This is a genomic window from Streptomyces sp. 840.1 (assembly GCF_003751445.1).
Taxonomy (GTDB): Bacteria; Actinomycetota; Actinomycetes; order Streptomycetales; family Streptomycetaceae; genus Streptomyces.
In genome coordinates this window covers 4554317-4576548 of the sequence record NZ_RJUU01000001.1, presented here as the reverse complement: position 1 = coordinate 4576548, position 22232 = coordinate 4554317, and the positions used below count along the sequence as shown (strand labels likewise).

The window sequence follows — 22232 nt, the reverse complement described above, 5'->3', positions numbered from 1 at the left end:
TGCCTCCGGGGGAACTGAGGGTGTCGGGTGGGGCCGTCCCGCCGGTCAGGGCCGGACAGCGTGGAAGTCGTGGAAGTCTACGTCTCCCGGGTCACGAGTGACGGGCACTACGGGATACGGTCGCGCGTTGGAAGAGCTGGGACGCCCGTCCCATTTGTCATGTACGTCGTCACGCACGCCAGGTACCAGGAGGCACCCAGAGATGTCGGAAACGCAGACCGGCGCAGCGCAGCGCGGGGAGCAGATCCTTGAGGTCTTCGACACGGCGTTCGGTGAGCTGCTGGCCGCCGATCCGGCTGCCTTCCGGGTCAAGTTCCGCAAGATGGCGGGCTCGGCCTTCGCCTTCTACCGGGGCACGGCGTGCCTGTTCTACGGCGACCTGGAGCGGGAGCGGCACGGCGGCCCGTATCTCGACGAGCGCACCGGCCGGGTGTGGATCCACGGCGATCTGCACGCGGAGAATTTCGGCACGTACATGGACGCCAACGGCCGGCTGGTCTTCAATGTGAACGACTTCGACGAGGCGTACGTAGGCCCGTTCACCTGGGACCTCAAGCGCTTCGCCGCCTCCGTCGCCCTGATCGGTTACGCGAAGGCGCTGGGCGACGACCAGATCACCGAGCTCGTCCGGGTCTACGCCGCGGCCTACCGCGAGCGGATCCACGCGCTGGCGACGGGCGCGAAGAACGACGAGGTGCCGCCCTTCACGCTGGACACCGCCGAGGGCCCGCTGCTGGGCGCCCTGCGTGACGCCCGCGCGCTGACCCGGTTCTCGCTGCTCGACTCGATGACCGAGATCCGTGACTTCGAGCGCCGCTTCGCGGACGGCGGCGGTGCGATCGACCTGGACGCGGCGACGCGCTACAAGGTCCTGGCGGCGTTCGACGGCTATCTGGAGACGCTGCCGGAGTCGAGCCTGACCCGCCCCGACTCCTACCGGGTCAAGGACGTCGTCGGCAGGCGCGGGATCGGCATCGGATCGGCCGGGCTGCCCTCGTACAACATCCTTCTGGAGGGCAACAGCGACGCCCTGGAGAACGATGTGGTGATCTACCTCAAGCAGGCGCAGACCCCCGCGGTCTCCCGGCACATCACGGACGCCGCCGTGCGGGAGTACTTCCAGCACGAGGGGCACCGCACGGTGATCTCGCAGCGCGCCCTCCAGGCGCACGCCGACCCGTGGCTGGGCTGGACCGAGCTGGACGGCTCCGGCCAGCTGGTGGCCGAGGTGTCGCCGTACGCGGTCGACCTGGACTGGTCCGACATCGACGAGCCCGAGGAGATCGCGGCGGTCGTGGCCGACCTCGGCCGGGCGACGGCGACGATGCACTCCGCGGCGGACGACGAGAGCGGTCACTCGCTGGTGCCGTTCTCCACCGAGCGGGCGATCGACGCGGCGATCGCGGCGGACGAGGAGGGCTTCGGGGACCTGCTGGTGGACTTCGCCCACAGTTACGGTGCCAGGGCGCGCGCCGACCACCAGATCTTCGTGGACCTGTTCCGCAACGGCCGGATCCCGGGGTTGTGAGCAGAGGGAGCCTGCGACTTTAGGGCTCGCCTACAGGTTCGCATGCGACACTCCTCGACGATGGACATATCCGGGACGCAGCTCAGGCTCGTGCGCGCGGCGCTCTTCACAGCGCTCGTCGTGACGCTGTCTGCTGCGTCCCATGTGCTGCTCTCCCAGGTCCCGCTGCCGCTGCCGCTCCTCGCCGTACTGGCCGGCGGGGTCTTCGCCGTCGCCTACGCGCTGGCCGGCCGGGAGCGCGGCTTCGGGGCGATCGCCGGGCTGCTGGTGCCGCTGGAGCTGGCCGCCGACACCGTCTTCACCACCGGCCAGCACCTCTGTTACGGCGCCGCGGGCGGTCCGATCACCGGTCCGCTGCGCTCGGTGGGCGTCGATGTGTTCTGCGGCGGCGGCGACGTGGGCGCGGGCGCGACACCGTTCGCCGGCGTCGGCACCCCGCTGGCGTCGGTGACCGGTTCCGGGCACGGCGCCGCCGCGCTGCTCGCCTCCCCGGGGCCCCTGGTGCCCTGGCTGCTGCTGGCCGCGCATGTCACGGTCGGGCTGCTCGCGGCGGCCTGGCTGCACCGCGGTGAGCTGGCGCTCGCCGGGCTGCTGGGGGCCTTCGCACTGCTGGCGTTCCGGCCGCTGCTGGTGGCGGTCGCCGTGGCGGGCACGGCCCGGCACCGCGTGCGCCGCCCGGTGCGGCCCGCGCCCCGCGGCCCGCACGCGCACGCACCCGCCCGCCTCCTCGTGCACTCCGTGGGACGGAGGGGACCGCCGCGCTCGGCCTGCGCCACCGCCTGAGCACCCGAGTCCCTGACAGCGCACGACCCACACACCCCACGGAGAACCGACCATGAGCAACCGCAACAGCCAGGCCAACAAGTCCGCCGCCCGCGAGCGGCTGCGCGCCGAACGCGACCGCCAGGCCAAGAAGGACAAGACCCGCCGCCAGGTCGTCGTAGGCGTCTCGATCGTCGCCGTCCTCGCGATCGCCGCGGGCGTCAGCTACGGCGTGATGCAGCTGAACAAGCCGGGCCACTGGGACGACGTGGCCGACGCGAAGAGCGTCACCGTGCCGAAGAACACCTCGGGCAAGGACGGCACGACCGTCGTCGTCGGCAAGTCGACCGCCAAGAAGACCCTGGAGCTGTACGAGGACTCCCGCTGCCCGATCTGCGCCACGTTCGAGCAGACGGTCGGTGAGACGGTCCACAAGGACGTCGACGCCGGCAAGTACAAGGTCAAGTACGTCGGTGCCACGTTCATCGACAACAGCGACAACGGCGAGGGCTCGAAGAACGCGCTGAGCGCGCTGGGTGCCGCCCTCGACGTGAGCCCCGAGGCCTTCCTCGACTACAAGTACGCGCTCTACTCGGCGAAGTACCACCCCTCGGAGACCGAGGACAAGTTCAAGGACGACTCCTACCTGCTCAAGGTCGCCGACACGGTGGACGCGCTGAAGGGCAACAGCGGGTTCGAGAAGAACGTCAAGGACGGCAAGTTCGACAGCTGGGCGATGAAGATGTCCGCGACCTTCGACAAGAGCGGCGTCCAGGGCACCCCGACGCTCAAGATGGACGGCAAGACGCTGACCGGCTCGGACAACAAGAACGCGCCGATGTCCGTGGAGGACTTCAACACCGCCGTCACCGCAGCGCTGAAGGGCTGACCGGCCCCGGGACCAGCACCGCGATCCGCACCCCCGAAGGGCCCCGCGCAGCGTTCCGCGCGGGGCCCTTCGGCGTGTTCACGGCCGGCCCGTCACAGCGTGCCCGTCACACCCTGTCCGTCACAGCGTGCCCGTCACAGCGTGGCGAGAAAGCCGATCGCGACCTTCCAGGCCAGCTCGGCCGAGGCCTGGTCGAAGTCGGGCAGCTCGGCGTCGGTGAACAGGTGCCCCGCGCCGGGGTAGCGGTAGACCTCGACGTCGGCGCCGGTCCGCTGCATCTGGAGGTACCAGGAGTTGAGCCAGTCATGCGTCTCGTACGGGTCCGGGTCCGCGACGTGCAGTTGTACGGGCAGCTCGTCCACCGAGGCGCTCTCCGCGATGTCCGACGTACCGTGGAACATCAGCAGCCCGCGCGCCTTCGCATCCCCGAGCGCCAGCGTCTGGGCGACGGAAGCGCCGAACGAGAAGCCGGCGTAGACCAGTCCGGAGTCGGAGTAGGGCGCGGCGGCCAGCACGGCCCGCTTGAGCAGCTCCTCCTTGCCCGTCTCCTGCTGGAAGGCCAGTCCTTCCTCGACGGTTTCGAAGGTGTGCCCCGCGAAGATATCGGGAACGCGCACCTCGTGCCCGGCTGCACGCAGCCGGTCGGCGGCCGCGTGCACCGCGGGGCGCAGACCGTATGTCGAGTGGAAAAGCATGATGTTCATAAGGCCCATGGTGCCAGTTGCCGTCGAAAGCTTGGAGAACGACAGGATGGAGAACCTACTGCGTCCGCTGATCACCCTCGGCGGTTCGGTGGCGATCGCGCTGCTGGTGGGCTGGCTGGTGGACCTGCTGCTCAGAAGGGCCGACGGGCGGCATCACGAGACACCTCTGTGGGGTCTGCTGCGGCGTTGCGGCATTCCCTTCCAGCTCACCTTGTGCACCGCGCTGCTGCGGGCCGGCTACACCCACACCGGGCTCGACCTGATCACCGACCACCGCGAGGGCATCGGCCAGGCGCTGACACTGGTGATGATCGGCGCATCGGCCTGGCTGGTGCTGCGCATCGCCATCGCCGTGGTGGACTCGGTGTACGCGCGCTACGCGGCGAACACCCTGGACCCGGCGCGGGTGCGGCGGGTCCGGACGCAGGTGACGCTGATCCAGCGGGTGGTCACCGCGGTCGTGACGACGATCGCCGTCGCCGCGATGCTGCTGACGTTCCCGGCCATGCGGACGGTCGGCACCTCGATGCTGGCCTCGGCCGGTGTGCTCGGCATCGTCGCCGGTGTCGCCGCCCAGTCGACGCTCGGCAACCTCTTCGCGGGCCTGCAGATCGCCTTCGGTGACATGGTGCGGATCGGCGACACGGTGGTGGTGGACGAGGAGTGGGGCACGATCGAGGAGATCACCCTGACCTTCCTCGCGGTACGGACCTGGGACGAGCGGCGGATCACGATGCCGGTCTCGTACTTCACCAGCCAGCCCTTCGAGAACTGGTCGCGCGGCGGGGCCCAGATGACGGGTTCGGTCTTCTTCCACCTGGACCACTCGGCGCCGGTCGCCGCGATGCGCGACCAGCTGCGGGACATCCTGGGCGACTGCGCCGCGTGGGACGGCCGGAACTGGTCGCTGGCCGTCACCGACACCACCCCCTCCACCGTCGTGGTGCGCGCGGTGGTCACGGCCAAGGACGCGGACGACATCTGGACGGTGCGCTGTGCGGTCCGGGAGCAGCTGATCGGCTGGCTGAGCGATCACCACCCGTACGCGCTCCCGCGCATCGCGACGGCGCCCGCGGCGCTGCCGCCCGAGGACGGGTGGCCGGTCGCCACCCACCCGAACGGGAAGGCGACGGACCGGGGCAGGGCCCCGCGCACCGGACGTGGCTGACCGGCCCGGCACGGGAGGGGCGGGCGCGGGCGCGGGTCAGCGCAGACTCCGTACGTCCAGCTGTCGCAGCACCCGGTCGACGATCTCGGGGTCGGCCCCGGCCTCGCTGCGCGCGGAGAGCACCGCGTGGCGGGCGGCCGACAGCATCTCGCGCTGGATGCGGCTGACCGCCTTGAACCGCTCGGCGCGTTTCGCGTACGCCTCGCGGCGCTCGCTGTCGACCATGTCGGGGCTGATCCGCGCCCCCACGTCGTAGGCCAGGCGCTGGAGCCGCTCCACGACGTCCTCGGGGAACTCCTCGACCTCCTGGATCTCCTTGAGCCGCTGCCGGGCGGCCTTGGCGGCCCGGATCGCGAGGTCCCGTTCGAGCGCCGCCTCCACATCGGTGTCGGCGCGGACGCCGAGGCGGCGCACCAGCCAGGGGAGGGTCAGCCCCTGGAAGACCAGGGTGACCATGATCACGGTGAAGGCGATGAAGACGATCTCGTCGCGGCCGGGGAACGGTTTCCCGCCGTCCGTCGTGAGCGGGATCGCGAGTGCCAGCGCCACCGACGCCACCCCGCGCATCCCCGCCCACCACATGACGACGGTCTCCCGCCAGCCGGTGGGGATCTCCTCGCTGACGTCGCGGCGGGTGTGCAGCCGCTTGGCCAGCCAGGTCGCGGGCAGCAGGTAGAGCAGCCGGACACCGGCCACGACGCCGACGACGGCCAGGCCCCAGCCGGTCATCTGCAGCAGCCGTCCGTCGGCGGTCCCGAACACGCTGTGCAGTTCGAGGCCGATCAGCCCGAAGGCGACGCCGGTGACGAGGGTGTCGACGATCTCCCAGAAGGTGCGGCCGGTGAGCCGGCCGAGCACGTCGTCGGCGTCGGCGGTGTGCTCGGCGAGGAAGAGTGCCGTGGTGAGGACGGCGAGGACGCCCGAGCCCTTCAGCTCCTCGGCGAGGACGTAGCTGACGAACGGCACCAGCAGGGTGAGCCCGACCTGGAGTGTGGCGTCTCCCAGCAGGCCCATGAGTTTGATGGTGAGCCAGCCCAGGGCGAGGCCCACGGCCACGGCGACGACCGCGGAGAGGGCCAGCAGCCCGAAGGCCTCCGGCAGCGAGAAGGTGCCGCTCACCGCGGCCGCGATCGCCACGTGGTACAGCACGATCGCGGTCACGTCGTTGAACAGCCCCTCGCCCTCCAGGATGGAGACGAGCCTGCGGGGCAGCCCGACCGAGCCGGCGACGGCGGTCGCCGCGACCGGGTCGGGCGGTGCGACGAGCGCGCCGAGTGCGACGGCGGCGGCGAGGGGCAGGCCGGGGACGATGGCGTTGGCGACAGCGGCCACGGCCGCCGTCGTCAGAAAGACGAGCGCCACGGCCAGCAGAAAGATCGGTCGTTTGTTGGCGGCGAACTGCCGCCAGGAGGTGCGCTGCACGGAGGCGTAGAGCAGCGGCGGAAGCAGCGCGGGAAGGATGATCTCGGGCGGGATGTCCACGTTCGGGACGAAGCTGAGGAAGGCCATCGCGACGCCCGCGAGCGTCATCAGCACGGGCGCGGGCAGCCCCAGCCGGTCCCCCAGTGGCACGGTGACCACTGCCCCGAGCAACAGCAGGAGCAACAGGGCCATTTGGTCCACGAGGTGCCTTCCGGAGCGCGGCGAGCCGGCCTCGGTGATCGGCCGATCCGGAGTTCCAGCCTGCCATGCGAGGTGCGCGATGTGGGCAACACCCCCGCCACGCAGCGCTGCTGACGCCGCATTCCTCCGATGTTTCTGCGGTCAGCCCTCTTCCGCTGCTCGCGTCGGAGGGGCAGTATGCGGCGTGCGTATTCAGGGACGAGAACTCTCACCACATACATGACTGGCAGGAGAGACCACGTGACCGCGTTCTCCCGAAGGCATTTCGTCGGCACGGCCGCAGCCGGCACTTCCGCGTTCTGGCTCGCCGGCTCCCCCACCGCATGGGCCTCGGCCACCACCGCGTCCGCCGGCCGGCCGGGCTCCGACGTCCACGAGAAGACCGTCCGGGACGCCGCTATGACCTGGCGCACCCTCCCCACCGGCTGGCAGGAGGCCCCGTTCCTCGCCAACGGCTACCTCGGCGCCCAGTTGTACGCGGGCGGGTCCGCCAACACCCTGAAGCTGATGATCAGCCACAGCCAGGTGCAGGACCAGCGCGGCCAGTGGCGCGGCGGCATCGGCTTCTCCCGGCTGCCCGTCGGGTACTTCACGCTGACCCTGGCCGGGGAGATCACCGGCGTCGACTGGACCCTGGACCCGTACGACGCCGAGCTGCGCGGCACCGTCACCACCACCCGCGGCTCCCTCGCCTTCTCCGCCCTCGTCCAGAACGACACGAGCGCGCTGCTGGTCTCCACCCGGCCCACCCCGGGCGAGGAGTCCGCAGCCTGGACCTTCCAGTGGCTGCCGGCCGCCACCACCCGCAGCAGCGGGAAGCCCGAGGACTACACGCCCAACCCGGACCCCCGGACCGGCGACGGCTTCGTCGAGCAGCCGCTGCTGGCCGGCGGCGGCTGGACCACCGCCTGGCGCGAGCGGCGCGAGGGCACCGGCCGGCTGCTCGCCGCCCACCTGGTGTACCGCTTCCCCGGCCAGGTGTCGCAGGCGACGGCGGATGCGCTGCGGGCCGTGGACCGCACCCTGGCCGAAGGCCCGGACCGGCTGGTGGACCGTCACCGGCGCTGGTGGCACGCCTACTACCGGCGCAGCTTCCTCTCCGTACCGGACAAGCGGCTGCAGAGCTTCTACGTCATCCAGCTCTACAAGCTCGCCGCCTCGACCAGGGCCGGGGGGCCGACGATCTCCGAGTGGGGTCCCTGGTTCCCCGAGGTCGGCAACAACTGGACCGCCGTCTGGTGGAATCTGAACGTGCAGATAGGCATGGCACCGGTGCACGGTTCCAACCACCCCGAACTCGACTCGGTGACCAGCACGTTCCGCAGCTTCGAGCACAACCTCCCGGCCTCCGTCCCGGCCGCCTACCGCGACGGCGAGAGCTACGCGCTGGGCCACCCCTCCGACTGGCAGCTGCGCGCGGGCGACACCTACGACGTCGGCGCCCCCGGCTCCGACCACGTCTCCGACAACTTCGGCAACCTCATCTGGGCGCTGCACAACGTCTGGCAGTCCTACAAACACTCGATGGACCTGTCCGTCCTGCGCGATGTCGTGCACCCGGTCCTCGCCAAGGCCGTCAACTTCTACGCGCACTTCCTGCACGAGGGCCCGGACGGCCAACTGCACCTGCTGGAGACGCGCTCCCCCGAGTACGCCAACGCCGAGGACTGCACCTACGACCTCTCGCTCGTCCGCTGGGGCGTGCGCACCCTGATCGCGTCGACGGAGCTGCTGCGGAACAACGACCCGCGGCTCGCGCGCTGGCGGGACATCGAGCGCCGCCTCACCCCGTACGCCGAGGACCCGGCGGCCGGTGTGATGATCGGCAAGGACGTCCCGCTGGCCGGTTCGCACCGCCACCACTCGCACCTGCTCTGGCTGTACCCGCTGCGCGAACGGAACTGGGACCGGGCCGCGGACCGCGAGGTCATGCGGCGCTCCATGGACCACTGGGTCTCGATGCAGGAGTTGTGGCACGGGTACAGCTACGCGACCGCCTCGTCGATGTACTCGGTGATGTCCGAACCGGAGAAGGCCCTCGACTTCCTGACCTTCTTCACCGATCTGAAGGTGGTCGCGGACTGCCGGATGACGGTCAACACGATGTACCGCGAGGGCAGGAACCTCGCCCTGGAGAGCCCGCTGTCCGCGGCCCAGTCGATGCTCGACATGGTGGTGCAGGGACACGAGGGCGTGGTGAAGGTCTTCCCGTCCGTCTCGGAACGCTGGGCCGACGCCTCGTTCGCGTCACTGCGCACCCAGGGCGCCTTCCTGGTGGACGCCGACCGCTCGGCCGGTGCCACGCGCTGGGTACGGGTCCACAGCGAGGCGGGCGCCCCGCTGACCCTGGACCACTCGGTGCGGGGCCCGGTCGAGGTACGGGACAGCCGGGGCCGCCCGCTGCGCTGGCGGGAGAGCGGGCCGGGCCGGATCACGCTCGCCCTCCCGCGCGGGGCCACCGCGGTGATCACCCCGAGGGGCGCCCGGCGGAGCGCGACGGGCCCGCGCGACGTGCCGTCGAACGGGGCCTGGACGAAGTGGGGCCTGCCGGGCTGACCGGGCGCGGTGGCCGGCGGACTCAGCCGTTCAGCGTGCGGCGCATCGCCCGGTGCGCGATGCCGGCGTCCGGGAACTCGGGGCCGTACGCGACGTAGCCGAGCCGCTCGTAGAAGCCGAGCGCGTGGGTCTGGGCGTGCAGGTCGACAGCGGCCAGGCCCAGCTCACGGCCGGCGTCCTCGATGGCCCGCACCAGCGCGGCGCCGACCCCGAGGCCGCGCGCCCCGCTGGTCACCGCGAGCCGGCCGAGCGAGCCGACCGTGAGGTCGCCGCCGGTCTTCGCCTCCGTGCCGGGGCCGTGCAGCAGCCGTCCGGTGCCCAGCGCCGTACCGTCCGCCGCTACAGCGATGACGTGCACCGCGTCCGCGTCGTAGGCGTCGTACTCGATCTCCTCGGGCACGTTCTGCTCGCCGACGAAGACGTCCTTGCGGACCTGGAAGCAGGCGGCGCGGTCCTGCTCACCGGTGACGGTGCGGGTGGTGAAGGCGATCATTCGCTCTCCGCCGCGATCCGGTCCAGGGCCTGCTGGAGGTCGTCCGGGTAGGTGCTGGAGAACTCCACCCAGCGGCCGTCCGAGGGGTGCTCGAAGCCGAGCCGGACGGCGTGCAGCCACTGCCGGGTCAGCCCCAGCCGCTTGGCCATCGTCGGGTCGGCGCCATAGGTGAGGTCACCGACGCAGGGGTGGCGGTGGGCGGACATGTGCACCCGGATCTGGTGCGTACGGCCGGTCTCCAGCTTGATGTCCAGGAGGCTGGCGGCGCGGTACGCCTCGATCAGGTCGTAGTGCGTGACCGAGGGCTTGCCCTCGGCGACGACCGCCCACTTGTAGTCGTGGGTGGGGTGGCGCCCGATGGGGGCGTCGATGGTGCCGCTCATCGGGTCCGGGTGGCCCTGGACCAGCGCGTGGTACTTCTTGTCGACGATCCGGTCGCGGAACTGGGCCTTCAGCAGCGTGTAGGCCCGCTCGGACTTGGCGACGACCATCAGCCCCGAGGTGCCGACGTCGAGCCGGTGCACGATGCCCTGGCGCTCGGCGGCGCCCGAGGTGGAGATCCGGTACCCGGCCGCGGCGAGGCCGCCGATGACGGTGGTGCCGGTCCAGCCGGGGCTCGGGTGCGCGGCGACACCGACCGGCTTCATGATCACGACGATGTCGTCGTCGTCGTGGACGATCTCCATGCCCTCGACCGGCTCGGCGACGATCTGCACCGGCGCGGGCGCTTGCGGCATCTCGACCTCCAGCCAGGCCCCGCCGTGCACCCGCTCGGACTTCCCGGCCACCGAACCGTCCACCTGCACCTTCCCGGCGGCGGCCAGTTCTGCGGCCTTGGTGCGGGAGAAACCGAACATGCGGGAAATGGCGGCGTCGACACGCTCGCCTTCCAGGCCGTCGGGTACGGGCAGGGTTCGGATCTCGGGATGCGTACTCACCTGTCGAGTATGCCTTGCGCGCCCTAGTCCTTGTGCACGGTGCCGTCGGGGTCCAGGCCCTTGAAGGAAAGGATCACGATCAGGATGCCGCCGCAGACGATCGCGGAGTCCGCCAGGTTGAAGACGGCGAAGTGCGCGGGGGCGATGAAGTCCACCACCGCGCCCTCGAAGACACCCGGCGCACGGAAGATGCGGTCGGTGAGGTTGCCCAGCGCACCGCCGAGCAGCAGCCCGAGCGCGATGGCCCACGGCAGGCTGTAGAGCTTGCGCGCCAGGCGGGCGATCACCACGATGACGGTCGCCGCGATGATCGTGAAGATGATCGTGAAGGCCTCGCCGAGCCCGAACGCGGCGCCCGCGTTGCGGATCGCGTCGAGCCTGAGCCAGCTGCCGAAGATCTCGACCGGCTCCTGGTGCTCCAGCTTCGCCACCACGAGCATCTTGCTGCCCAGGTCGAGCAGGTACGCGAGGACCGCGACGCAGAAGAGCAGGATGATCCGGCGCCGGCGGGTGGCCGCCGAACGGTCGACCACCGCCTCGCCGTCCCCGTCCTCGGCGGCGGTGGGATCCACCGCCCGCCCGTCCGGGGAACCGGCTCCCTCGCCACGCTCCGGCTCGGCTCCTTCGTGTCCCTCAGCCTCAGGGATGTCCGGCGTACCGATGATGCTCTCCGCCTCTGCCACGTGAGTCCCTCAACCTAGTTCCCGACTGAGGACGAGGGTACGACACGGCGGCGGGGATCAGCCTCGCCGCTCCTGCTTCTGTTTGTCCTCGACACACAGCGTGGCCCGGGGGAACGCCTGCATCCGCGCCTTGCCGATCGGATTGCCGCAGATCTCGCAGAGCCCGTACGTCCCGGCGTCGAGCCGGGCCAGCGCGCGCTCGGTCTGCTCCAGCGTCTCCTGGGCGTGCGCGGCGAGCGACATCTCGTGCTCGCGGGTGATGTTCTTGGTGCCGGTGTCCGCCTCGTCGTCACCCGCCCCGTCGCCCGAGTCCCGCATCAGCCCGGCCAGCGCCGCGCCCGAGGTCTCCAGCTCGGTGCGCAGCCGGGCGATCTCGCCGGTCAGCTCGGACCGGGCGGCCGAGACCTCCTCCTGCGTCCAGGGGTCCTCGCCCGGCCGTACGGCCAGCTCCCCCGGCGTGGTCGCGGCGGCACGGGCCGGCGGCACGGGTGCCGTGCTCCGTCCGGCGGTCCGGGTCCTGGCCGCGCTCTTCTTGGCTACCACCCTGTGGGCTCCCGTCTGCTCGGCGGCCTCGGCCGCCCCGGTGGCCGCAGCGGCGGCCTTCTTCGAAGCCTTCTCGGCCACGGTCTTCGCAGCCGTGGCCTTCTTCGGAGCGGCCTTCTTCGCCGCCGCCTTCTTGGTCGCCGATTTTCTGGGCGCCGCCTTCTCGGCAGCCTTCTTCGTGGCCTTCTCCTCGGCCTCCGCCGCCTTCTCCCCGGCCGCCGCGCCCGTGGATCGCGCTGACGCCGTCTTCTTTGCGGCGGTCTTCTTCGCCACCATGGCCGCGGCCCCTTCACACATTGTGATCTTGCTCGCGAGTCGTGCTGGGACGATAAGTCGACCCCAGCCCCGCGGCAACGGGGCACGCCGCCGGTTCGCCCCTCCCCGTGTCCGGATCACAGCCCGCCTCAATCCGTTGTGCCCAGCTCCCCGCCGGGTAATCCGTCCCCGCCTCCCCCGCCGGGAGCCGCCGGGACCCCGCGCGCCGCGTCTGGCCATTCGGGTCACGCCGGAGCCCGCCGGTAAACCGGTCGGCCCATGCGTCCCGGGCCCCGTACACTGGCCGCAGCGAGAGGCGTGGATGGGACGAGTAGCGTCGTACGCAGCCAGGAGCGACCCGGGGACGGTGGGAGCCCGGGGGCGAGCGCGTCGTGAAGATCACCCGGAGCCGCCGGAGGAAAGCCTCGGACAGTGGGCCGCGCCCACGGACGCAAGGCGAGTAGAACCGGCTTCGCACCCCTAATGAGGGGGCCACGGGCACCAGCCCGGGGCCAAGGAGGGTGGTACCGCGGGAACCCGACCGGTTCTCGTCCCTCCGACGGAAGTGGAACACGTCCGCCGGAGGAAGCCCGCACATGACATCGCCGCAGTACCACCAGGTACCCGCCCAGGTCGACCTGCCCGCACTGGAGCACGCAGTGCTCGACTTCTGGCGCGAGCGCAAGGTCTTCGACAAGAGCCTGGAGCAGTCCGAGGGCCGCCCCGAGTGGGTCTTCTACGAGGGCCCGCCCACCGCCAACGGCATGCCCGGCGCCCACCACATCGAGGCCCGCGTCTTCAAGGACGTCTTCCCGCGCTTCCGCACCATGCAGGGCTACCACGTCGGCCGCAAGGCCGGCTGGGACTGCCACGGACTGCCGGTCGAGCTCGCGGTCGAGAAGGAGCTGGGCTTCAACGGCAAGAAGGACATCGAGGCGTACGGCATCGCCGAGTTCAACGCCAAGTGCCGCGAGTCCGTGACCCGGCACACCGACGCCTTCACCGAGCTCACGACCCGGATGGGCTACTGGGTCGACCTGGACGACGCCTACCGCACGATGGACCCCGAGTACGTCGAGTCGGTCTGGTGGTCGCTGAAGGAGATCTTCAACAAGGACCTGCTGGTCCAGGACCACCGCGTCGCCCCCTGGTGTCCGCGCTGCGGCACCGGCCTGTCCGACCACGAGCTGGCCCAGGGCTACGAGACGGTCGTCGACCCGTCCGTCTTCGTACGCTTCCCGCTCACCTCCGGCCCGCTGGCCGGCGAGGCCGCGCTCCTGGTCTGGACGACGACCCCCTGGACCCTGGTCTCCAACACCGCCGTCGCCGCGCACCCCGAGGTCGAGTACGTCGTCGCGACGAACGGCGAGGAGAAGCTCGTCGTCGCCCGGCCGCTCGTGGAGAAGGCCCTCGGCGAGGGCTGGGAGCTGACCGGCGACTCGTTCACCGGCCGCGAGATGGAGCGCTGGACGTACGAGCGTCCGTTCGCCCTCATCGACTTCCCGGCCCCGGCGCACTACATCGTCAACGCCGAGTACGTGACGACCGAGGACGGTACGGGTCTGGTCCACCAGTCCCCCGCCTTCGGCGCCGACGACCTGCTGGTCTGCAAGGCGTACGGACTGCCGGTGGTCAACCCGGTCCGCCCCGACGGCACCTTCGAGGAGGACGTGCCGCTGGTCGGCGGCGTCTTCTTCAAGAAGGCCGACGAGGCGCTCACCGAGGACCTCGCCGACCGGGGCCTGCTCTTCCGGCACGTCCCGTACGAGCACAGCTACCCGCACTGCTGGCGCTGCCACACCGCGCTGCTCTACTACGCGCAGCCGTCCTGGTACATCCGCACGACGGCCGTCAAGGACCGTCTCCTGGAGGAGAACCAGAAGACCAACTGGTTCCCCGAGTCGGTCAAGAACGGCCGCTTCGGCGACTGGCTGAACAACAACGTCGACTGGGCGCTGTCCCGCAACCGCTACTGGGGAACGCCGCTGCCGATCTGGCGCTGCGAGGAGGGCCACCTCACCTGTGTCGGCTCGCGCGCCGAGCTGAGCGAGCTGACCGGGACCGACCTCTCGGACCTGGACCCGCACCGGCCGTTCATCGACGAGGTCACGTTCACCTGCTCGCACGAGAGCTGCCAACTGGAGGCGTACCGCGTCCCCGAGGTCATCGACGCCTGGTACGACTCGGGCTCGATGCCGTTCGCGCAGTGGGGCTACCCGCACAAGAACAAGGAGATCTTCGAGAGCCGCTACCCGGCGCAGTTCATCTCGGAGGCCATCGACCAGACGCGCGGCTGGTTCTACACGCTGATGGCGATCGGCACCCTGGTCTTCGACAAGTCGTCCTACGAGAATGTGGTCTGCCTCGGCCACATCCTCGCCGAGGACGGCCGCAAGATGTCCAAGCACCTGGGCAACACCCTCGAACCCGTCCCGCTGATGGACCAGCACGGCGCCGACGCCGTGCGCTGGTTCATGGCGGCCGGCGGCTCCCCGTGGGCGGCGCGGCGCGTCGGCCACGGCACGATCCAGGAGGTCGTCCGCAAGACGCTCCTCACGTACTGGAACACGGTCGCCTTCCAGGCGCTGTACGCCCGCACGTCGAACTGGGCTCCCTCTGCGGCCGATCCGGCCCCGGCCGACCGCACGGTCCTGGACCGCTGGCTGCTGAGCGAGCTCAACGCCCTGGTGGACCAGGTCACCCAGGCGCTGGAGAGCTACGACACCCAGCGCGCCGGCAAGCTGCTCTCGGGCTTCGTCGACGATCTGTCCAACTGGTACGTACGCCGCTCCCGTCGCCGCTTCTGGCAGGGCGACAAGGCGGCGCTGCGGACCCTGCACGAGGTCATCGAGACGGTCACCCGGCTGATGGCCCCGCTGACGCCGTTCATCACCGAGCGGGTCTGGCAGGACCTGATCGCGCCGGTCACCCCGGACGCCCCGGAGTCGGTCCACCTCTCCGAGTGGCCGAAGGCCGACCTGTCGGCGATCGACCCCGCGCTCTCGACGCAGATGGCACTGGTGCGCCGGTTGGTCGAGCTGGGGCGGGCCACACGTGCCGAGTCGGGCGTCAAGACCCGCCAGCCGCTGTCCCGTGCGCTGGTCGCGGCCTCGGGCTTCGAGCGTCTGTCCCCCGCGCTGCAGGCCCAGATCACGGAGGAGCTGAACGTCTCCTCGGTGGCCTCCCTCTCCGAGGTCGGCGGTTCGCTGGTCGACACGACGGCGAAGGCCAACTTCCGGGCGCTGGGCAAGCGGTTCGGCAAGGGCGTCCAGGCGGTGGCCAAGGCCGTCGCGAACGCCGACGCCGCCGCACTGTCGCTGGCCCTGCGCGAGGGCACGGCCTCGGTCGAGGTCGACGGCGAGACGGTGTCGCTGGCCCCGGACGAGGTCATCATCACGGAGACCCCGCGCGAGGGCTGGTCGGTCGCGTCCGACTCGGGTGCCACGGTCGCCCTGGACCTGGAGATCACCCCGGAGCTGCGGCGTGCGGGCCTGGCCCGTGACGCGATCCGCCTGATCCAGGAGGCCCGCAAGAACAGCGGCCTGGACGTGGCGGACCGCATCGCCGTCCGCTGGACGTCCACATCGCCCGCGACGGCCGAGGCGCTGACCGAGCACGCCTCCCTGATCGCGGACGAGGTCCTCGCCCTGGACTACGCAAAGGGCGAGGCGGACGAAGCGTACGGCGAGCCCTTCGAGGACGAGGGCCTGTCCCTCACGTTCCGCCTCCGCCGCATGAACTGACCCTCCCGACGAAGGGGCCCGGCCGGACCGCTCCGGCCGGGCCCTTCGCGTACCCGGCTCCGTACCCCGGGCGCTCAGCCCGCATTCCGGCCCCGCCGGCGATTGAGGCGCGGAGGTCCGGGGGCTGAGCCCCCGGGTACGGACGGCCCGGTACGGAAAAGGGCCGGGCCCCGGGGAAATCCCCGGGGCCCGGCCCTCAGCCTGCCGACGGCTACGCGCTCAGCGCGCGACAGCCGCTCAGTTGTCGTCCTCGTCGATGAGGAACCCGCGCATCGGCGAGGGCGCCTGCTGCATCGGCTGCGGCGCCTGCGGCCGCACCGGCGCCATCGGCTGGGTCATCGCCGGTGACATCTGCTGCTGGCCACCGTACGAGGGCGCACCGCCCATGGACGGGTTGCCGCCCATCTGCGGGCCGCCGTGACCGCCGTGGTTGCCGCCCATGGTGTGGCCCATGGCGCCCGCACCGGCCGGAGCCAGCGAGGGCGACGGCGGCAGCGAAGCGGTCGCCGGGGTCCGCGGCGGGGCGAGCGAGTCGTCCGCCTGGGTCTCCAGCTGACGCAGCTGGCTCTCCAGGTAGGACTTCAGACGCGTGCGGTACTCGCGCTCGAAGCCGCGCAGGTCCTCGACCTTGCGCTCAAGCGTCGCGCGGGCCGACTCCAGGGAGCCCATCGCCACGCGGTGCTTCTCCTGCGCGTCCCGCTCCAGGGCGTCCGCCTTGGCACGTGCGTCGCGCTCCAGGCCCTCGGCACGGCTGCGCGCCTCGCCGACGATCTTGTTGGCCTCGGAACGGGCCTCCGCGATCGCCTGGTCGGCGGTCTGCTGCGCCAGGGAGAGGACACGGGCGGCGCTGTCGCCGCCGGGGCCCTGCTGCTGCTGCATCTGCGGCGGCTGCTGCTGCATCTGCTGCATCTGCTGCTGGGGGTTGTGACCGCCCATGGGACCGCCCATCGGGCCACCCATGGGACCGCCCTGCATCGGGCCGGGGCCGTGCTGGCCCTGCGGACCGGGGCCGTGCTGACCCTGGGGTCCGTGGCCGCTGGGACCGGCGGGCAGCTGCGGAGCGCCACCGGGCAGCTGGGGCGGACCCATCTGCGGAGGCTGCTGCTGCTGGACCGGCGGACCAGATATGGCGGCCGGCACCGGTGCGCCGGGCCGGTCCTGCTGCTCCGGCTTGCGCATGCCTTGCTGCTGCTGGTTCTGCGCGGCGGCACGCGTGGCGGCGGCCAGCTTGGCGCGCAGGTCCTCGTTCTCACGGAGCAGGCGGGTCAGCTCCGATTCGACCTCGTCAAGGAAGGCGTCAACCTCGTCCTCGTCATAGCCTTCTCGGAGGCGGACCGTCGTGAACTGCTTGTTCCGCACGTCCTCGGGGGTCAGCGGCATCTCTTCTTCACCTCTACGTAGTCGTCGGCAGTCGGCAAGACCGTATCGCTCACAACCTGATCACGACGCTGATCAGGATGGAAACGATGATCATCAGAACGAAGAAGGACAGGTCGAGTGCCACGCCCCCGAGACGCAGCGGCGGAATGAACCGCCGCAGGAGCTTGAGTGGTGGGTCAGTGACCGTGTAAGTGGCCTCAAGGACGACCACCATCGGCTTCCCCGGCTGCCATGAACGTGCGAACTGGAAGACGTAGTCCATGACCAGCCGGAAGATCAGCACGATGAGGAAACACATCAACGCGATGTAGACAACACTTTGAGCGACGCCCATCCTCGCGCTTCCCTCTCCCCTGGCTCTCGTAGCTCCGGCCTCTCGGCCGGGTTGTTCCCGGTGTCGTGTTCTCAGCTCTGGTTGAAGAATCCGCCCTCTGCAATGCGGGCCTTGTCCTCCGCCGTGACATCGACGTTAGCAGGCGACAACAGAAAGACCTTCTGCGTCACTCGCTCAATGCTGCCATGGAGACCGAAGACGAGTCCCGCGGCAAAGTCGACAAGTCGCTTCGCGTCCGTGTCGTCCATCTCCGTGAGATTCATGATCACCGGAGTGCCCTCACGGAAGTGTTCCCCGATGGTACGGGCCTCGTTGTAGGTCCTGGGGTGCAGCGTGGTGATGCGGTAGGGCTCCCGCTCGGACACAACCTTGGGCATGATCACCGGTGCGTTCTTCTCCAAGTTCGAGCGTTCAGGTGTGATGGATGCCACGGGGGCGATTCGGGCGGGTCGCTCTCGCTCGGCCGGGATCTGAACCGGCTCCCGCTGCGCCGGAGGCTGTACCGCTCGTACCGGTTCGTCCCGTTCCCGCTCCACCTGATGCGCGGGCTGGTGCCGGCGCCGGTCCCGCTCGGGCTCCGGCTCGGGTTCGAATTCGTCGTCGGGGTCGAACCCCGGACCGTCGTACCCATCGTCCTCCACGAGGCCGAGGTAGACCGCCATCTTGCGCATCGCGCCGGCCATGCTCTGAGTCCTCCGCTCTGTGGTGGATCGGCATCTGTCACCAAGTGCCCGCGATCCACTGTGGTCTATCCGCCGTGGGCGGTAATGACCATATTTTCTGCTGTGGTCCGACTTGCTTGGCGACGTTACCCGAGCCCGGGTCGGACTCCGAGTACCGCAGTACCGACGCGCACATGTGTCGCTCCGGCCGCGACCGCGTCCTCGAGGTCCGCACTCATCCCTGCAGAGACCATGGTGGCAGCCGGATGGTTCCCGCGCAGCCGGGATGAGATTTCCATCAACCGGTCGAACGCCGCCCGTTGCCTACCGGCGAACGGTCCGGCGAGCGGCGCGACGGTCATCAGACCGGCAGGCCGCAGCCCCGGGGCCGATTCGATCGCGGCGGCCAACTCCTCGACGCCGTCGGGGGCGACGCCGCCCCGCTCGCCCCGTTCACCGCTCTCCGCGTCGAGCGCGACCTGGATGAGACACCCGAGTTCACGCCCGTCGCGCGCGTCGAGCGCGGCCGGTGCGGAGAGTGCCGTCACCAGCTTGGCCCGGTCCACCGACTGTACGATATCGGCATAACTCACCACAGAACGAACCTTATTCGTCTGCAATTGGCCGACAAAATGCCATGTGAGGGACAGATCCGCACATGCGGCGGCCTTGGGGGCCGCGTCCTGGTCGCGGTTCTCCGCCACCTGCCGCACGCCGAGTTCGTGCAGGATCCGCACATCGCTCGCGGGGTAGGTCTTGGTGACCACGATGAGGGTCACCTCCTCCCGCTTGCGACCGGCGGTGGCGCAGGCGGAAGCGATGCGTTCCTCCACCTGTGCGAGATTCGCTGCGAGTTGAGCCTTACGGTCTGTCATGCCCTATCCGTCCAGCCAGACATATCCGGCGAGCCGCCCGGTGGTGCGGTCGCGTCGGTACGAGAAATGGTCGCCGGACTCGATCGTGCAGACGGGCGACTTGTGCCGGTCCGTGATTCCGAGGGCTTCGAGCTGGGCATGGACTCCGGCGGTGACATCCACGGCCGGGGTTCCCCAGCTGGTCTCGGACCAGGAGGCGGGGACGCTCGCGGCGACCTCGTCCCGCATGGCGGCCGGGACCTCGTAACACCGTCCGCAGACGGCCGGCCCGGTGTGGGCGACGATCCGTGAGGGGTCCGCGCCGAGCCGGACCATGGCCCCGACCGCGGCGGGCACCACTCCGGCGACCAGGCCGGGGCGGCCGGCGTGCGCCGCCGCGGCGATTGCGGCGACCGGGTCGGCGAGGAGTACGGGGGTGCAGTCCGCGGTGAGGACGGCGAGCGGGAGCCCGCGCCGCGCGGTCACCACCGCGTCCACGGCGGGAATCCGGGCGGCGGCGCCCCACGGTCCGTCGACCACGGCTACGTCCCGGCCGTGGACCTGGTTCATCCAGACGACCCGGGCCGGGTCGAGCCCGCGACCGCGGGCGGCGCGCTCCCGGTTGGCGAGAACGGCGGCGGGGTCGTCACCGACCGCGCCGCCGAGGTTGAGCTCCGCATACGGGGCGGCGCTCACCCCTCCCCACCTGTCGGTGAAGGAGAAGTGGGCGCCGCCCCCCGAAGAGACGGAATTCTCTTCGCTCACTGCGTCGTGCGGATCTATCACTTCAAGAAATCCGGAACATCCAGCTCTTCGGCCTGGGAGTCCTGGTAGGGACGGGCCGGCGGGACGTGCGGCGGAGCGACCGGCGGAAGGTGGCTCTCGTTGGCCACCGGCACCGGATCGGCCTGGACCGGGGTCTCCTCGCGCGGGGGCACGGAGCCCAGTCCGCCCGACTGGCGCACGGGCTCGGCGGCCCGGACCGGCGGGGCGGACTCCTCGCGCTTGGCGGAGTTCGCACCCAGGACGTTCTCGCGGCGGGCCGGCGGCTGTCCGCCGTCGAAGCCCGCGGCGATCACGGTGACCCGTACCTCGTCGCCCAGTGCGTCGTCGATGACCGCACCGAAGATGATGTTCGCCTCCGGGTGCGCCGCCTCGCTCACCAGCTGGGCGGCCTCGTTGATCTCGAAGAGACCGAGGTCGCTGCCGCCGGAGATGGAGAGCAGGACACCTCGGGCGCCGTCGATGGACGCCTCCAGGAGCGGCGAGGAGATCGCCATCTCGGCCGCCGCCACCGCACGGTCGTCGCCGCGCGCCGAGCCGATGCCCATGAGCGCCGATCCGGCCTCGGACATGACCGACTTGACGTCGGCGAAGTCGAGGTTGATCAGGCCCGGGGTGGTGATGAGGTCGGTGATGCCCTGGACGCCCGAGAGCAGCACCTGGTCGGCCGACTTGAACGCGTCGAGCACGCTGACCTGGCGGTCCGAGATGGACAGCAGTCGGTCGTTGGGGATGACGATGAGGGTGTCGACCTCTTCGCGGAGTTCGGCGATGCCGTCCTCCGCCTGGTTCGCGCGACGCCGGCCCTCGAAGGTGAACGGGCGGGTGACCACACCGATCGTCAGGGCGCCGAGCGAGCGCGCGATATTGGCGACGACGGGGGCGCCACCGGTGCCGGTGCCACCGCCTTCGCCTGCGGTGACGAAGACCATGTCGGCCCCCTTGAGGACCTCCTCGATCTCTTCACGGTGGTCCTCTGCCGCCTTGCGACCGACGGCCGGGTTCGCCCCGGCGCCGAGGCCACGGGTGAGTTCACGGCCGACGTCGAGCTTGACGTCGGCGTCGCTCATCAACAGGGCTTGCGCATCAGTGTTGATCGCGATGAACTCGACGCCCTTGAGACCGACCTCGATCATTCGGTTGATGGCATTGACACCACCGCCGCCGACACCGATGACCTTGATGACTGCGAGGTAGTTCTGCGGTGCTGCCACGTCGAAGGCCTCTCGCCTCGAGTTACGTGTCGTCGCTTGGCGGTAGTCCCGCCGCGACGACGGATGCCGATTGGGACGGTCCGAACGCCGACCCAAACCCTAACGTTGAAGTTTAGGGTTACCAGTGTGTCTGCTTCATGGACTCTTCCGAACAGGACACTAAGTCGACAAGTGGCGCACGTTCAACGAACACGCCGAACCTCCCGTTTTTCTTTTCACCCTATGTGATCACCCGTAGCGCTGACCAACCAGGGTGCTGGCCAGGCCGAATGTGCGTCAACTGCCCGACACCGCAGGAGCGGTGGGTGCACTCACGTCGAAGTGTCCTGCTTTGGGAGCGGCTTTCATGAGCGCGGTGAGGACTTTCGCCTTCACAGCACCTTCTTCACCGCTCCCCCAGATCACCTCACGGTCCCCGGTGAGCCGCAAGGAGACCGAATCGTACGAGGTGACCCGCACGACCTCGGTGTCCCCGGCGACACCGGCCGGGAGATCGCCCGCGACCCGGACCGCCTCCCGCACCAGCCGGTCACTGCCGAAGCGGCGCAGGCTCGCCGACTGACCAGGGGTCAGTTCCAGCAGGGGTACGCGCCCGGGTGCTTTGTCCACCGTGGCGAAGCGCACGCCTTTGGCGTCCACTTCGATGAACTTCGCGCCCTTTTTCACCAACAGGACCGGCTTTCGTTCGGTCACCTTAAGTCCGATGCCGTGCGGCCATGACCGTACGACATCCACCGAGTCGATACGAGGCAACTTCTGGCGCAATCTGCCGGCGATGGCGTCCGTGTCCACGGAGACCAGCGGAGCCCCCATCGGCACCGCGGCGGCGGACTCCACCTCGGCCGGTGACAGTACGTCGACACCGGTGATCCGGACCTGTTCGGTCCGGAGCCAGGACGAGCCGTAGAGCGCCCAGACGGCGCCCGAGCCGAGCAGCAGCACGGCCGCCGCGATCACGATCAGCCTGGTCCGCCGGGACATCCGGCGCCCTTCGGCACCCGGGCGCGGCGGCCGGTCCGGGGTGTCCTCCTGCTGCCCTGCACCGCGCTGGGCGGTCGTCGGTCCGGCCACGCTCGCTCCTTATGCCGGGTCCGGGGGCGCCGCCCCCGGACCCGTCCGC

General features: G+C 70.4%; 19 protein-coding genes. 6 read left to right on the top strand and 13 right to left on the bottom strand.

All coding sequences use genetic code 11. The annotated features are described in order from the left end of the window. The first annotated feature begins 202 nt into the window (after window positions 1-202). Genes EDD93_RS20915 through EDD93_RS20905 form a run of 3 tightly spaced genes read left to right on the top strand, consistent with a single transcriptional unit; the run spans window position 203 to window position 3179 of the window. The gene (locus tag EDD93_RS20915; RefSeq protein WP_123526600.1) at window positions 203-1528 is read left to right on the top strand and encodes a DUF2252 domain-containing protein; all 1326 of its coding nucleotides are present in this window, start codon (window positions 203-205) and stop codon (window positions 1526-1528) included. A 60-nt stretch (window positions 1529-1588) separates the two neighbouring features. Beyond that, the gene (locus EDD93_RS20910) at window positions 1589-2311 is read left to right on the top strand and encodes a hypothetical protein (RefSeq protein ID WP_185092395.1); all 723 of its coding nucleotides are present in this window, start codon (window positions 1589-1591) and stop codon (window positions 2309-2311) included. A 52-nt stretch (window positions 2312-2363) separates the two neighbouring features. Further along, the gene (locus tag EDD93_RS20905; protein WP_123526598.1) at window positions 2364-3179 is read left to right on the top strand and encodes a DsbA family protein; all 816 of its coding nucleotides are present in this window, start codon (window positions 2364-2366) and stop codon (window positions 3177-3179) included. A 134-nt stretch (window positions 3180-3313) separates the two neighbouring features. Here the strand turns inward: EDD93_RS20905 and EDD93_RS20900 are convergent, their stop codons facing one another. Further along, on the bottom strand, window positions 3314-3892 hold the full coding sequence (locus EDD93_RS20900; RefSeq protein ID WP_123526597.1) for a dienelactone hydrolase family protein: 579 nt from the start codon (window positions 3890-3892) through the stop codon (window positions 3314-3316). Window positions 3893-3929: 37 nt separating this feature from the next. Here EDD93_RS20900 and EDD93_RS20895 point away from each other — a divergent pair, with 37 nt between their 5' ends. After that, window positions 3930-5051 carry a mechanosensitive ion channel family protein gene (locus EDD93_RS20895; protein ID WP_123526596.1) on the top strand — a complete coding sequence of 374 codons (1122 nt, stop codon included), beginning with the start codon at window positions 3930-3932 and terminating at the stop codon, window positions 5049-5051. A 36-nt stretch (window positions 5052-5087) separates the two neighbouring features. Here EDD93_RS20895 and EDD93_RS20890 read toward each other — a convergent pair whose 3' ends face one another. Next, window positions 5088-6674, bottom strand: coding sequence for a Na+/H+ antiporter (locus EDD93_RS20890; protein ID WP_123526595.1), 1587 nt, complete (start codon window positions 6672-6674; stop codon window positions 5088-5090). Between the two features lie 240 nt (window positions 6675-6914). Between EDD93_RS20890 and EDD93_RS20885 the strand changes: the two genes are divergently transcribed. Next, window positions 6915-9230, top strand: coding sequence for a glycosyl hydrolase family 95 catalytic domain-containing protein (locus EDD93_RS20885; RefSeq protein WP_123526594.1), 2316 nt, complete (start codon window positions 6915-6917; stop codon window positions 9228-9230). A gap of 22 nt (window positions 9231-9252) precedes the next feature. Here the strand turns inward: EDD93_RS20885 and EDD93_RS20880 are convergent, their stop codons facing one another. The 4 genes from EDD93_RS20880 to EDD93_RS20865 are packed head-to-tail and all read right to left on the bottom strand — an operon-like array spanning window position 9253 to window position 12163. Next, on the bottom strand, window positions 9253-9723 hold the full coding sequence (locus EDD93_RS20880) for a GNAT family N-acetyltransferase (protein WP_123526593.1): 471 nt from the start codon (window positions 9721-9723) through the stop codon (window positions 9253-9255). Continuing rightward, entirely contained in the window at window positions 9720-10661 is a 942-nt protein-coding gene (locus EDD93_RS20875; protein ID WP_123469968.1) for an RluA family pseudouridine synthase, read from the bottom strand. Before EDD93_RS20875 ends, EDD93_RS20880 begins: the two co-directional genes overlap by 4 nt. Before the next feature lie 23 nt (window positions 10662-10684). Continuing rightward, on the bottom strand, window positions 10685-11344 hold the full coding sequence (gene lspA, locus EDD93_RS20870; protein WP_123526592.1) for a signal peptidase II: 660 nt from the start codon (window positions 11342-11344) through the stop codon (window positions 10685-10687). 57 nt (window positions 11345-11401) lie between these two features. After that, entirely contained in the window at window positions 11402-12163 is a 762-nt protein-coding gene (locus tag EDD93_RS20865) for a TraR/DksA C4-type zinc finger protein (RefSeq protein WP_123526591.1), read from the bottom strand. A gap of 575 nt (window positions 12164-12738) precedes the next feature. Between EDD93_RS20865 and ileS the strand changes: the two genes are divergently transcribed. Then, the gene (gene ileS / locus EDD93_RS20860; protein WP_123526590.1) at window positions 12739-15885 is read left to right on the top strand and encodes an isoleucine--tRNA ligase; all 3147 of its coding nucleotides are present in this window, start codon (window positions 12739-12741) and stop codon (window positions 15883-15885) included. Window positions 15886-16122: 237 nt separating this feature from the next. Here ileS and EDD93_RS20855 read toward each other — a convergent pair whose 3' ends face one another. The 7 genes from EDD93_RS20855 to EDD93_RS20825 form a co-directional block, all read right to left on the bottom strand. Continuing rightward, the gene (locus tag EDD93_RS20855; RefSeq protein WP_123526589.1) at window positions 16123-17265 is read right to left on the bottom strand and encodes a DivIVA domain-containing protein; all 1143 of its coding nucleotides are present in this window, start codon (window positions 17263-17265) and stop codon (window positions 16123-16125) included. Window positions 17266-17314: 49 nt separating this feature from the next. Further along, window positions 17315-17599, bottom strand: coding sequence for a YggT family protein (locus EDD93_RS20850; RefSeq protein ID WP_073735521.1), 285 nt, complete (start codon window positions 17597-17599; stop codon window positions 17315-17317). 71 nt (window positions 17600-17670) lie between these two features. Next, window positions 17671-18282 (bottom strand): cell division protein SepF, encoded by a 612-nt coding sequence (locus EDD93_RS20845; protein ID WP_073735522.1) that lies wholly within the window; start codon window positions 18280-18282, stop codon window positions 17671-17673. 125 nt (window positions 18283-18407) lie between these two features. Further along, window positions 18408-19136: a YggS family pyridoxal phosphate-dependent enzyme gene (locus EDD93_RS20840; protein WP_123526588.1), complete on the bottom strand. Its 729-nt coding sequence runs from the start codon at window positions 19134-19136 to the stop codon at window positions 18408-18410. Between the two features lie 3 nt (window positions 19137-19139). Next, a complete protein-coding gene (gene pgeF / locus EDD93_RS20835; protein WP_123526587.1) occupies window positions 19140-19880 on the bottom strand; it encodes a peptidoglycan editing factor PgeF in 741 nt (246 codons plus the stop codon). 17 nt (window positions 19881-19897) lie between these two features. Beyond that, a complete protein-coding gene (ftsZ, locus tag EDD93_RS20830) occupies window positions 19898-21112 on the bottom strand; it encodes a cell division protein FtsZ (protein ID WP_123526586.1) in 1215 nt (404 codons plus the stop codon). Window positions 21113-21388: 276 nt separating this feature from the next. Next, complete coding sequence (locus EDD93_RS20825) at window positions 21389-22183, bottom strand: cell division protein FtsQ/DivIB (RefSeq protein WP_123526585.1); 795 nt, start codon at window positions 22181-22183, stop codon at window positions 21389-21391. Window positions 22184-22232 lie beyond the last annotated feature (49 nt).

Coding starts and splice junctions, on each gene's coding strand:
- EDD93_RS20915 (WP_123526600.1), top strand. CDS start 203: ATGTCGGAAACGCAGACCGGCGCAGCGCAGCGCGGGGAGCAGATCCTT.
- EDD93_RS20910 (WP_185092395.1), top strand. CDS start 1,589: ATGGACATATCCGGGACGCAGCTCAGGCTCGTGCGCGCGGCGCTCTTC.
- EDD93_RS20905 (WP_123526598.1), top strand. CDS start 2,364: ATGAGCAACCGCAACAGCCAGGCCAACAAGTCCGCCGCCCGCGAGCGG.
- EDD93_RS20900 (WP_123526597.1), bottom strand. CDS start 3,892: ATGGGCCTTATGAACATCATGCTTTTCCACTCGACATACGGTCTGCGC.
- EDD93_RS20895 (WP_123526596.1), top strand. CDS start 3,930: ATGGAGAACCTACTGCGTCCGCTGATCACCCTCGGCGGTTCGGTGGCG.
- EDD93_RS20880 (WP_123526593.1), bottom strand. CDS start 9,723: ATGATCGCCTTCACCACCCGCACCGTCACCGGTGAGCAGGACCGCGCC.
- EDD93_RS20865 (WP_123526591.1), bottom strand. CDS start 12,163: ATGGTGGCGAAGAAGACCGCCGCAAAGAAGACGGCGTCAGCGCGATCC.
- ileS (WP_123526590.1), top strand. CDS start 12,739: ATGACATCGCCGCAGTACCACCAGGTACCCGCCCAGGTCGACCTGCCC.
- EDD93_RS20855 (WP_123526589.1), bottom strand. CDS start 17,265: ATGCCGCTGACCCCCGAGGACGTGCGGAACAAGCAGTTCACGACGGTC.
- EDD93_RS20850 (WP_073735521.1), bottom strand. CDS start 17,599: ATGGGCGTCGCTCAAAGTGTTGTCTACATCGCGTTGATGTGTTTCCTC.
- EDD93_RS20845 (WP_073735522.1), bottom strand. CDS start 18,282: ATGGCCGGCGCGATGCGCAAGATGGCGGTCTACCTCGGCCTCGTGGAG.
- EDD93_RS20840 (WP_123526588.1), bottom strand. CDS start 19,136: ATGACAGACCGTAAGGCTCAACTCGCAGCGAATCTCGCACAGGTGGAG.